Below are 11,418 nucleotides of genomic sequence, written 5' to 3'. Positions count from 1 at the left end.
ATCAGGAAGAGCTGCCGCTGGTAGTCGCCGACGTAGTCGCGGAAGCTCAGCGTGCGGTCGATGACCTGCTGCGGGCTGCCCACCGTCAGCGGCGTCTCGCGGGTGAACTCCTCCAGCGACGGGCCGTGCCCGTAGACCGGGGCGTTGTCGAAGTAGGGGCGGAACTCGCGTACCGCGTCCTGGGAGTTGCGGCGCATGAAGACCTGCCCGCCGAGGCCGACGATGGCCTGGTCGGGTGAGCCGTGGCCGTAGTGCGCGAAACGCTCCCGGTAGAGGCCGACCATCCGCTGGGTGTGCTCCTTGGGCCAGAAGATGTGGTTGGCGAAGAAGCCGTCGCCGTAGTACGCGGCCTGTTCGGCGATCTCCGGGCTGCGGATCGAGCCGTGCCAGACGAACGGCGGCACGCCGTCGAGCGGGCGCGGGGTCGACGTGAACGCCTGCAACGGCGTACGGAAGCGGCCCTTCCAGTCGACGACGTCCTCGCGCCAGAGCCGGCGCAGCAGGTCGTAATTCTCGATGGCCAGCGGGATGCCGTTGCGGATGTCCTGGCCGAACCACGGGTAGACGGGCCCGGTGTTGCCGCGCCCCATCATCAGGTCCACCCGGCCGTCGGCCAGGTGCTGGAGCATCGCGTAGTCCTCGGCGATCTTCACCGGGTCGTTGGTGGTGATCAGCGTGGTCGAGGTCGACAGCAGCAGCCGTTCGGTGCGCGCGGCGATCCAGCCGAGCATGGTGGTCGGCGACGACGGCACGAACGGCGGGTTGTGGTGCTCGCCGGTCGCGAAGACGTCCAGGCCGACCTCCTCGGCCTTGAGCGCGATGGCGGTCATGGCCTTGATCCGCTCATGCTCGGACGGCAGTCGCCCGTTTGTCGGGTCGAGGGTGACGTCACCGACGGTGAAGACTCCGAACTGCATGACCAGCTCCTCGCGTGGGGTCCGGACCGGTCGGCCCGGGATCGCTCCTCACAACATATTTGACGAGTCAACTATTCCGGTGGTCGCCCGCCCCGGCGTGGCCCGGATCACGCGCCACCCACCGACTACCCTTGCCGCGATGACGTACCCCTGGCTCCAGGCGCCCGCCGCGCAGATCGCGGACACCGCCCGGACGCTGCTCGGCTGGACCGTGTCGGCAAACGGCGTCGCCGTCCGCCTCACCGAGGTCGAAGCGTACGCGGGCACCGGCGAGGACCCGGCGTCGCACGCCCACCGCGGCCCCACGCCGCGCAATCAGGTCATGTTCGGGCCCGCCGGGCACGTGTACGTGTACTTCGTGTTCGGCATGCACTGGTGCGCGAACATCGTCTGCGGGCGGGACGGCGAGGCGGCGGCGGTGCTGCTGCGCGCGGGCGAGGTGGTCGACGGCGTCGAGAGCGCCCGCGAGCGCCGGCCACGCGCCGCCGACCGGGACCTGGCGCGCGGGCCGGCCCGGCTGGTCACCGCGCTCGGACTCGGGCGGGAGGCCAACGGCACCTCGGCGGTCGACGGCAGCGGCCCGCTGCTGCTGACGCCGCCCGCGAGCCCGGTCGACCCCGCGCGCATCGTCGCCGGGCCGCGCGTCGGGGTCGCCGCCGCGCACGACCTGCCGTGGCGGTTCTGGCTGGCCGACGAGCCGAGCGTGAGCGTCTACCGGCGGCACACCCCGCGCCGCCGGCCCGCGCTGGCCGCCTCGGTACGGAACTCACCGGCCTGAAGCGGCCGTTCCGGGCAACCCGGAACACCCTGCGGCGCGTCTGTGGTGCATGACGCGCCGCCTTCTCCCCACGTCCTGACGGCACGGCGTCTTGCACGAATGACTTTCAACAGGGTGTTGACAACAAGCCATTCTTGGGTGTGGGATGGACGTCATGGTCACCGTGGACAACGACCCGTTCACCGCTCCGGATGCTGCCCAGGCCCGGGCGCACCGCAACTACGCGGCGCTGCTGCGGATCGCCGAGCGGCACGCCGGCACGAACTCCCGCCGCCGGCGCTACGCCCACCCCGACGTGCCCGACGCCTACGAGGCGGCCACGCTGGTGATGGCGCTCGCCGGAGGCGCCGAGCTGGACGAGGGCGAGGAGCCTGTCGACCAGGCCGACCTGATGGCCGCGCTGACGCTCATCCCGCACGTGCGGGCCGAGGTGGACGCGCTGGAGGCCGGGCTGCTGCAGGTGGCCCGCGGGCGGGGCATGACCTGGCAGGCGATCGCCTTCGGGCTGGGGCTGGGCAGCGCCCAGGCGGCCCGGCAGCGCTACGAGCGGCTCACCGTCCGCACCGGCACCGGCGACTGACCGGCGCATCGGCGCCGGGCCCGCGGATTGTCACAGCGGCGGGCCAGACTGTGCCGGACGACGGCACGGGAGGACGCGATGACGCGCGAGGAGATGCTCGCCTACTGCCTGGCCAAGCCGGGAGCCTGGCTGGACCGGCCGTGGGAGGGCGACGAGGTGGTGAAGGTGGGCAGCCGGATCTTCGCGTTCCTCGGCTCGCCCGAGGGTGAGGCGCGGGTCGGGGTGAAGTGCGGGGCGTCCCGGGAGGTGGCCGACGAGTGGCTGCACCGGTTCCCGGCCGACGCGCGCCCCTCCCCCTACATCGGCCGGTCCGGCTGGAACACGCTGCGGCTCGCGGGCGGCATCCCCGACGACGAGCTGATCGAGGCGGTCGACGGGTCGTACGACGCGGTGGTGGCGAAGCTGCCGAAACGCGAGCGCCCCACAGGCTGACCGAGCGAACTCGCGCAGACCGACTGGCGCCGCCGATCGTGCGGCAAATCCGAGCAATGGCGGGGGCCGCCCCGAGCGACGGAGTCCGAAGTCCGAGACCGCAGCCCAACGTCCGGCAAGCGGGATCCACGTTCCACAAAGCAGGACTCTTACAGATCTTGGAAATTTAGCGCCCCTATAGGGGCCATTTCGTACCAAGATCTCGGCGCGGGTCCGGGGCGGGCGAACGCCCGCCCCGGGCCAGCTGTGAAGCTCAGCGGGGGACGACCCGCTCGGCGGCCCACTCCCGCCAGCCGGTGAGCTTGTCCGCCGCGGCGGCGAGCTGGTCGGCGACCGGTCCCGGGCCGGTGGAGCCGGGAGTGATGCGCGCGGCCAGCGCCGAACGCACCGACAGCACGTCGCGCACCGACGGGTCCAGGTGCTCGCTCACCGCGGCCAGGTCGTCGTCGGACACCTCGTCCAGCGCGCAGTCACGGACCGCGCAGAGCGCCACCAGTTTGCCGGTGATCTCGTGCGCGTCGCGGAACGGCACGTTGCGCCGGACCAGCCAGTCGGCGACCTCGGTGGCCAGCGAGAAGCCCGACGGGGCGCTGGCGACCAGCCGGTCCACCCGGACGGTCATCGTGGAGATCATCCCGGCCAGCGCGGGCAGCAGCAGCTCCAGCGTGTCGACCGCGTCGAACGCCGGCTCCTTGTCCTCCTGCATGTCCCGGTCGTACGTCATGGGCAGGCCCTTGAGCATGGTGAGCACGCTCATCAGGCCGCCGACCAGGCGGCCGGACTTGCCCCGGGCCAGCTCGGCGATGTCCGCGTTCTTCTTCTGCGGCATGATCGACGAGCCGGTGGCGAAGGCGTCGTCCAGCTCGACCCAGCCGAACTCCTGCGACGTCCAGAGCACCACCTCCTCGCCGAGGCGGGACAGGTGCACGCCGATCATGGCGGTGACGAACAGGAACTCGGCGACGAAGTCGCGGTCCGCGACCGCGTCCATCGAGTTGGCGAACGAGGTGCGGAATCCCAGCTCCTTGGCGACCGCCACCGGGTCCAGCGGCAGGCCCGAGCCGGCCAGCGCGCCCGCGCCGAGCGGGCTGATCGCGGTCCGCTCGTCCCAGTCGCGCATCCGTTCCAGGTCGCGCAGCAGCGGCTGCACGTGGGCCAGCAGCCAGTGCCCGAACGTCACCGGCTGGGCGTGCTGCAGGTGCGTCATGCCCGGCGCGGCGGTGTCCACGTGCCGCTCCGCCTGCTCCACCAGCGCATCGGCCAGCTCGACCAGCCGGGCCGCCACGCCGCGGGCGTGGTCGCGCAGGTAGAGCCGCAGGTCGGTGGCGACCTGGTCGTTGCGGGAGCGGCCGGCGCGCAGCTTGCCGCCGAGGCTGCCGAGGCGCTCCAGCAGGCCGCGCTCCAGCGCGGTGTGCACGTCCTCGTCGTCCACGGTCGGGCGGAACGCGCCGGAGGCGCACGCGGCCTCCAGGTCGTCCAGCGCGGCCAGCATCCGGCCCAGTTCGTCCGGGTCGAGCAGGCCGGCGCCGGCGAGGACCCGGGCGTGCGCGCGGGAACCGGCGATGTCGTACGGGGCGAGGCGCCAGTCGAACTGGACGCTCACCGACAGCCGCGCGAGCGCCTCCGCGGGGCCGCCGGCGAACCGGCCGCCCCAGAGGCTCGTCCGGTTGGCGGGGGCGCTGTTCTCAGTCAGGCTCTTGTCGTCCACCCCACCCATTGTGGTGCCCCCCATCAGGCTCCTCCCATCCGGGCGTCCCGCGCCGCGGCCATCCGGCTGGGCAGACCCCACAACTGCACGAAACCCTTCGCCAGCGACTGGTCGAACGTGTCACCGGTGTCGTACGTGGCCAGGCCGAAGTCGTAGAGGCTCGCCTCCGAGCGCCGGCCGGTCACCACGGCCCGGCCGCCGTGCAGCCGCAGCCGCACCTCGCCGCAGACGTGGCGCTGGGCATCGTCGATGAACGCGTCCAGCGACCGCTTCAGCGGTGAGAACCAGAGCCCGTCGTAGACCAGCTCACCCCAGCGCTGGTCGACGCCGCGCTTGAACCGGGCCAGGTCCCGCTCGACTGTGACCGCCTCCAGCTCCTGGTGGGCGGTGATCAGGGCGACCGCGCCGGGCGCCTCGTACACCTCGCGGCTCTTGATGCCGACCAGCCGGTCCTCGACCATGTCGAGCCGGCCCACGCCGTGCGCCCCGGCGCGCCGGTTCAGTTCCCGGATCGCCTCGTACGGGGTGACCGTCTCGCCGTCGATCGCGACCGGGACGCCGGCGTCGAACGTGATCACCACGTCGTCCGGGTCGCGCTCCGACGCCGGGTCGACGGTGTACGCGTAGAGGTCCTCGACCGGGGCGTTCCAGATGTCCTCCAGGAACCCGGTCTCCACCGCGCGGCCCCACAGGTTCTGGTCGATCGAGTACGGCGACTTCGCCGACACGTCGATCGGCAGCCCTTTCTCCTCGGCGAAGGCGATCGCCTTGTCCCGGGTCCAGGCGAAGTCCCGGGCCGGGGCGATCACCTTCAGGTCGGGCGCGAGCGCGCCCAGGCCGACCTCGAATCGGACCTGGTCGTTGCCCTTGCCGGTGCAGCCGTGCGACACGATCGTGCCGCCGTGGGCGCGGGCCGCAGCCACCAGGTGCTTGACGATCAGCGGCCGGGACAGCGCGGAGACCAGCGGGTAGCGGTCCATGTAGAGGGCGTTGGCCCGGATGGCCGGCAGGCAGTAGTCGGCGGCGAACTCGTCGCGCGCGTCGACCACCTCGGACTCGACCGCGCCGCAGTCGAGCGCACGCTGCCGGATCACGGCCATGTCCTCGCCGCCCTGGCCGACATCGACAGCCACCGCGATCACCTCCGCGCCGGTCTGCTCGGCCAGGTACGGAATGGCGACCGAGGTGTCCAGGCCCCCGGAGTACGCCAGCACGACCCGCTCGGTCACGTGGTGCTCCCTTCTGCGTTGTCGTCCCGGCGGGCCCAGGCGGCGAGCCGCTCGCCCAGCGCCGCCCCGCCGTCGGCCTCGCGGGCCACGACGAGGATGGTGTCGTCGCCGGCGATGGTGCCGACGATCTCGGTCAGGCCGGCGCGGTCCAGCGCGCTGGCGAGGTACTGGGCCGCGCCCGGCGGGGTGCGCAGCACCGCGATGTTGCCGCTGGAGTCGACGCCGTTGAGCAGCTCGCGCAGCAGCCGGACCAGCCGGGCCGGCGCGCCCTCGGCGTCGCGCAGCGGCCGGTGCCCGTCCTCCGGGATCAGGTAGACGCCCCGCCCGTCACCGCCGCGCGCGGTCACCGCCCCCAGTTCCTTCAGGTCCCGCGACAGCGTGGCCTGGGTGACCTGGATGCCGTCCCCGGAGAGCAGGTCGGCCAGCTCGGTCTGCGAGTGGATCGGGGTGTCGCGGATCAGCTCGACGATGCGGGCGTGCCGCGCGGCGCGGGTCAGCGGAGCGGTCATGCGGATTCCTCCAGGAGAAACGTCAGCAGCGCCTTCTGGGCGTGCAGCCGATTCTCCGCCTGGTCGAACACCGCGCTGTGCGGGCCGTCGAGCGCCTCGTCGGTGATCTCCTCGCCCCGGTGGGCGGGCAGGCAGTGCAGCACGATCACGTCGGTGTCGGCGTGGCCGAGCAGCTCGGCGTTGACCTGGTACGGCAGGAACGGCGTGATCCGGTCCAGCCCGTCGGACTCCTGCCCCATCGACGTCCAGGTGTCGGTGGCGATGACGTGCGCGCCGCGTACCGCCTCGGCCGGGTCGGTGAGCACCCGCACCGAGCCGCCGGTGGTGGCGGCGATCTTCTCCGCGCGGGCCACGATCTCCGGGTCCGGCTGGAACCCGGCCGGGCCGGCGGTCCGCACGTGCATCCCGGCGGTCGTGCCGGCCAGCAGGTACGAGTGGGCCATGTTGTTCGCCGCGTCGCCCACGTACGCGAGGGTCCGCCCGGCGGTGCCGCCGAAGCGCTCGCGGACGGTGAGCAGGTCGGCCAGCAGCTGGCAGGGGTGGTACGTGTCGGTGAGCGCGTTTACGACCGGCACCGTGGCGTGCGCGGCGACCTCGGCGATCCGGTCGTCGCCGTGGGTACGCAGCACGATCGCGGCGACGTAGCGGGACAGCACCCGGCCGGCGTCGGCGAGCGTCTCGCCCCGCCCGAAGTGGGTGACCTGTGTGTCCACCACCAGCGGGTGCCCGCCCAGCTCGGCGATGCCGACGTCGAACGAGATCCGGGTCCGCAGGCTCTGCTTGTCGAACAGCACCGCCACCGACTTCGGCCCGGCCAGCGGCTGGTGGCCGTACCGGTCGGTCTTCATCCGGGCGGCGAGGTCGAGCACGGCGGCCTGCTCGGCGGGCGTCAGGTCGTCGTCACGCAGGAAGTGGCGGATCATGCGGGAGCCTCCGTCGGAGTGGTGGCGGCGGGCGCGGCAGCGTCGGCAGGGGTGGCGTCGGCGGGCGCGGCGGCGGACAGCGCGGCGGGCAGGGCGGCGACGAAGGCGTCGGCCTGCGCCACGGTGAGGATCAGCGGCGGGGCGAGCCGGACCACGTCCGGCTGCACCGGGTTCACCAGGAAGCCCGCCTCGCGCAGCGCGGCCGTGACCGGGGCGGAGACCGGCTGGTCGAGCACGATGCCGAGCAGCAGGCCGGCGCCGCGCACCTCGCGTACCAGCGGGTGACCGAGCGCCTCGACGCCGCGCCGCAGCCGCTCGCCGACGCGCTTGACGTGGTCGAGCAGGCCCTCGTGCGCGATCGTGGAGACGACGGCGAGCGCGGCGGCGCAGCTGATCGGGTTGCCGCCGAACGTGGTGCCGTGCGAGCCGGGGGTGAGCAGGTCGGCGGCCCGGCCGAAGGCCAGGCAGGCGCCCAGCGGCAGCCCGCCGCCGAGGCCCTTGGCGAGCGTGATCACGTCCGGCTCGACGCCCTCGGCCTGGTGGGCGTACCAGTGCCCGGTGCGCCCGACGCCGGTCTGCACCTCGTCCAGCACCAGCAGCGCGCCGTGCGCGGCGGTGATCCGCCGGGCCGCGGCCAGGTAGCCGGGCGGCGGGACGACCACGCCGTTCTCGCCCTGGATCGGCTCGATGATCAGCATGGCGGTGTCGTCGGTGACCGCCTCGGCCAGCGCGTCCGCGTCGCCGAACGGCACGTGGGTCACGTCGCCGGGCAGCGGACGGAACGGGTCGGCCTTCGCCGGCTGCCCGGTCAGCGCGAGCGCGCCCATGGTCCGGCCGTGGAAGCCGCCCCGGGTGGCGACCACGTGCCGGCGGCCGGTGAGCCGGGACAGCTTGAACGCGGCCTCGTTGGCCTCCGCGCCGGAGTTGGCGAAGAACACCCGGCCGGGCCGGCCGGCCAGCGCCAGCAGCAGCTCGGCCAGCGCCACCGGCGGCTCGGCGACGAACAGGTTGGACACGTGCCCGAGCGTCGCGACCTGCTTGCTGACGGCGGCCACCACTGCCGGGTGGGCGTGGCCGAGCGCGTTGACGGCGATGCCGCCGAGCAGGTCGACGTACTCCCGGCCGGTCTCGTCGGTCACGACGGCGCCGGAGCCGGAGACGAGCGCCAGCGGCGGCGTGCCGTAGTTGTCCATCATGGTGGCGTGCCACCGCTGCACCAGCGTGCTCATGAGTCGATCACCATGGTTCCGAAGCCCTCCGACGTGAACACTTCCAGCAGCGTGGAGTGGGCGACCCGGCCGTCGACGACGTGCGCGGCCGGCACTCCCCCGCGCACCGCCCGCAGGCAGGCCTCCATCTTCGGGACCATGCCCGACTCCAGGGACGGCAGCAGCTTCGCCAGGTCGTCCGCGGTGATCTCGCTGATCAGGCTGGACGTGTCCGGCCAGTCGGCGTACAGGCCCGGCACGTCGGTCAGCACGACCAGCTTGCGGGCGTCCAGCGCCACCGCGAGCGCGGCGGCGGCAGTGTCCGCGTTGAGGTTGTGCAGCACCCCGTCGGCGTCCGGCGCGACTGTCGAGATGACCGGGATCCGGCCGGCGGCGATCAGGTCAGTGACCGCCGAGACGTTCACCGACTCCACGTCACCCACCTGGCCCACGTCGACGGCTTCCCCGTCCACGTACGCGGGGCGGCGCACCGCCGTGAACAGGCCGCCGTCCTCGCCGGAGAGGCCGACAGCGAACGGTCCGTGCGCGTTGATCAGCCCGACCAGTTCCCGGCCGACCTGGCCGACCAGGACCATCCGGACCACGTCCATCGCCTCCGGCGTGGTGACCCGCAGGCCGCCCCGGAACTCGCTGGTGATGCCGAGCCGGCCGAGCATCGCCGAGATCTGCGGGCCGCCGCCGTGCACCACTACCGGCTTCAGGCCGGCGTAGCGCAGGAACACCATGTCGGCGGCGAACGCCCGCTGCAGTTCCGGTTCGACCATCGCGTTGCCGCCGTACTTGACCACGACCGTCGCGCCGGAGAAACGGGCCAGCCAGGGCAGCGCCTCGATCAGCGTGGCGGCCTTGGTCTGGGCCCGGGTGAGGTCAGCGGAGAGGTTCATGTGGAGTAGGCCGAATTCTCGTGTACGTACGCGTGGGACAGGTCGTTGGTCCAGATGGTCGCGGCGTCGGCGCCGGCGTGCAGGTCGATCCGGACGGTGACGCCGCGGCCGGTGAGGTCCACCTTGGCGCGGTCCTCGGCGGCGGCCCCGCCCCGGCACACCCAGACGCCGTTCACCGCGACGTCGACGCCGTCCGGCTCGAACACGGCGGCGGTGGTGCCCACGGCGGCAAGGATGCGACCCCAGTTCGGGTCGTTGCCGAACAGCGCGGTCTTGACCAGGTTGTTGCGGGCCACCACGCGGCCCACCTCTACCGCGTCGTCCTCGCTGGCCGCGCCGACCACCTCGATCGCGACCTCCTTGGTCGCGCCCTCCGCGTCGGCCAGGAGCTGCTGGGCCAGGTCGTGGCAGGCGGCGGTGACCGCGGCGGTCAGCTCCTCGGCGGTCGGCTCGATGCCGGACGCACCGCTGGCCAGCAGCAGCACGGTGTCGTTCGTGGACATGCAGCCGTCGGAGTCGATCCGGTCGAACGTGATCCGGGTCGCGGCGCGCAGCGCGGCGTCCAGGGCGTCCGGCCCGGCCACCGCGTCGGTGGTGAGCACGCAGAGCATGGTGGCCATGGCCGGGGCGAGCATGCCCGCGCCCTTGGCCATGCCGCCGACGGTCCAGCCCGTACCCTGCGCCACAGTCGTCTTGGGCCGGGTGTCGGTGGTCATGATGGCCTCGGCGGCCGCCGGGCCGCCGTCGCGGGACAGGCCGCGCACCGCCTCGCGTACGCCGGGAAGCAGCTTGTCCATCGGCAGCCGCTCGCCGATCAGGCCGGTCGAGCACACAGCGACCTCGCCGGCGCCGACGATGAGCCGGGCGCTCGCCGCGGTGAGCGCGGCGGCGGTGTGCTCGGCGGTGGCGTGGGTGTCCTGGAAACCGGCCGGGCCGGTGCAGGCGTTCGCGCCGCCGGAGTTGAGCACCACGGCGCGCACGACGCCGCCGTGCACGACCTGCTGGCTCCACAGCACCGGCGCGGCCTTGACCCGGTTGGCGGTGAAGACACCGGCGACACCGGCGTCCGGGCCGTCGTTGAGCACGAGGGCGACGTCGGCGGCGCCGGAGGACTTCAGTCCGGCGGCAACGCCTGCGGCGCGGAAGCCACGAGGGACGGTGACGCTCATGGGGCCACTCCAAACACGGACAGACCGGTGGTCTCGGGGAGACCCACCATCAGGTTGGCGTTCTGCACGGCCTGGCCGGCCGCGCCCTTGCCCAGGTTGTCGATCGCGCTGACCACGATCACCCGCCCCGAGTCGACGTCCACGGTCGCCTGCAGGTGACAGGAGTTCGATCCGGCGGTGGCGGCGGTGTGCGGCCACGCCCCCTCGGGCAGCACGTGCACGAACGGCTCGTCGGCGTACGCGGCGGCCAGCACCGCGCGGGGGTCGGCGTCGCCGGTCGGCACGGCGGTGACTGTGGCCAGGATGCCCCGGGGCATCGGCGCGAGCACCGGTGTGAAGGACAGGCCGGTCGCGCCGGTGGCCTGCTTGATCTCCGGCACGTGCTGGTGCGCGCCCACCTTGTAGGGCGACAGGTCACCCATCACCTCGCTGCCGAGCAGGTGGGTCCTGGCGGCCCGGCCCGCGCCGGAGGTGCCGGAGGCGGCGACCACCACCACGTCGTCGGGGCGTACCGCGCCCGCCGCGATCAGCGGCGCCAGCGCCAGCGTGGTCGCCACCGCGTAGCAGCCGGTGCTGGCCACCCGCGTCGCGGCGGCGATCCCGGCCCGCCGGCCGGGCAGCTCGGGCAGCCCGTAGGTCCAGGCGCCGGCGTGCTCGCCGCCGTAGTAGCGGGACCAGGCGTCGGCGTCGCGCAGCCGGTGGTCCGCGCCCAGGTCGACCACCTTGACCGTGTCAGGCAACGCCGCGGCGAGCGCCGCGGACTGCCCGTGCGGCAGGGCCAGGAAGACCAGGTCCGCGTCGGCGAAGGTCGCCGGGTCGGTCGCGGCGAACACCAGGTCCAGGCCGGCGAGCTGCGGGTGTACGGCGGTGACCGGTTGACCGGCCTGGGTGTGCGCGGTGGCGGTGATCAGCTCGAACTCGGGGTGGCCGGCGAGCAGGCGCAGCAGTTCGCCTCCGGCGTACCCGCTCGCCCCGGCCACCGCTGTTCGAATGCCCATACTAACCTCCGCATGAATATGCGGAGAGATTACCAGCGAGCGCGGACCGGATGCAAGTTCAT

Annotated in this window: 12 protein-coding genes; 3 read left to right on the top strand and 9 right to left on the bottom strand. The window is 73.3% G+C overall.

What is annotated here, in order from left to right:
- The coding region (locus AMK25_RS09485; RefSeq protein WP_241826291.1) for a CE1758 family FMN-dependent luciferase-like monooxygenase at positions 1 to 917 on the bottom strand (917 nt) is incomplete at its 3' end.
- 139 nt (positions 918 to 1,056) lie between these two features.
- Between AMK25_RS09485 and AMK25_RS09480 the strand changes: the two genes are divergently transcribed.
- From AMK25_RS09480 to AMK25_RS09470, 3 genes are all read left to right on the top strand, one after another.
- Complete coding sequence (locus tag AMK25_RS09480) at positions 1,057 to 1,695, top strand: DNA-3-methyladenine glycosylase (protein WP_073827736.1); 639 nt, start codon at positions 1,057 to 1,059, stop codon at positions 1,693 to 1,695.
- Between the two features lie 154 nt (positions 1,696 to 1,849).
- Entirely contained in the window at positions 1,850 to 2,275 is a 426-nt protein-coding gene (locus AMK25_RS09475) for a hypothetical protein (RefSeq protein WP_013285554.1), read from the top strand.
- Positions 2,276 to 2,353: 78 nt separating this feature from the next.
- Positions 2,354 to 2,707: an MmcQ/YjbR family DNA-binding protein gene (locus AMK25_RS09470; protein WP_073827735.1), complete on the top strand. Its 354-nt coding sequence runs from the start codon at positions 2,354 to 2,356 to the stop codon at positions 2,705 to 2,707.
- A gap of 253 nt (positions 2,708 to 2,960) precedes the next feature.
- On the opposite strand, the gene argH is transcribed toward AMK25_RS09470, so the two are convergent.
- Genes argH through argC form a run of 8 tightly spaced genes read right to left on the bottom strand, consistent with a single transcriptional unit; the run spans position 2,961 to position 11,356 of the window.
- On the bottom strand, positions 2,961 to 4,424 hold the full coding sequence (gene argH / locus AMK25_RS09465) for an argininosuccinate lyase (RefSeq protein ID WP_073827734.1): 1,464 nt from the start codon (positions 4,422 to 4,424) through the stop codon (positions 2,961 to 2,963).
- A 14-nt stretch (positions 4,425 to 4,438) separates the two neighbouring features.
- On the bottom strand, positions 4,439 to 5,644 hold the full coding sequence (locus AMK25_RS09460; RefSeq protein ID WP_073827733.1) for an argininosuccinate synthase: 1,206 nt from the start codon (positions 5,642 to 5,644) through the stop codon (positions 4,439 to 4,441).
- Positions 5,641 to 6,153: an arginine repressor gene (locus AMK25_RS09455; RefSeq protein ID WP_073827732.1), complete on the bottom strand. Its 513-nt coding sequence runs from the start codon at positions 6,151 to 6,153 to the stop codon at positions 5,641 to 5,643. Before AMK25_RS09455 ends, AMK25_RS09460 begins: the two co-directional genes overlap by 4 nt.
- Positions 6,150 to 7,076 carry an ornithine carbamoyltransferase gene (argF, locus tag AMK25_RS09450; protein WP_073827731.1) on the bottom strand — a complete coding sequence of 309 codons (927 nt, stop codon included), beginning with the start codon at positions 7,074 to 7,076 and terminating at the stop codon, positions 6,150 to 6,152. Before argF ends, AMK25_RS09455 begins: the two co-directional genes overlap by 4 nt.
- A complete protein-coding gene (locus tag AMK25_RS09445) occupies positions 7,073 to 8,305 on the bottom strand; it encodes an acetylornithine transaminase (protein WP_073827730.1) in 1,233 nt (410 codons plus the stop codon). Before AMK25_RS09445 ends, argF begins: the two co-directional genes overlap by 4 nt.
- The gene (argB, locus tag AMK25_RS09440) at positions 8,302 to 9,189 is read right to left on the bottom strand and encodes an acetylglutamate kinase (RefSeq protein WP_073827729.1); all 888 of its coding nucleotides are present in this window, start codon (positions 9,187 to 9,189) and stop codon (positions 8,302 to 8,304) included. The genes AMK25_RS09445 and argB overlap by 4 nt, the downstream gene beginning before the upstream one ends.
- Positions 9,186 to 10,358: a bifunctional glutamate N-acetyltransferase/amino-acid acetyltransferase ArgJ gene (gene argJ / locus AMK25_RS09435; RefSeq protein WP_073827728.1), complete on the bottom strand. Its 1,173-nt coding sequence runs from the start codon at positions 10,356 to 10,358 to the stop codon at positions 9,186 to 9,188. Before argJ ends, argB begins: the two co-directional genes overlap by 4 nt.
- A complete protein-coding gene (gene argC / locus AMK25_RS09430; protein WP_073827727.1) occupies positions 10,355 to 11,356 on the bottom strand; it encodes an N-acetyl-gamma-glutamyl-phosphate reductase in 1,002 nt (333 codons plus the stop codon). The genes argJ and argC overlap by 4 nt, the downstream gene beginning before the upstream one ends.
- Between the last annotated feature and the right edge of the window lie 62 nt (positions 11,357 to 11,418).

Origin of the sequence: Micromonospora sp. TSRI0369 (assembly GCF_001905625.1) — a bacterium.
GTDB classification, from domain to species: Bacteria; Actinomycetota; Actinomycetes; order Mycobacteriales; family Micromonosporaceae; genus Micromonospora; species Micromonospora echinospora_A.
This window is presented reverse-complemented; position numbering and strand designations above follow the sequence as displayed.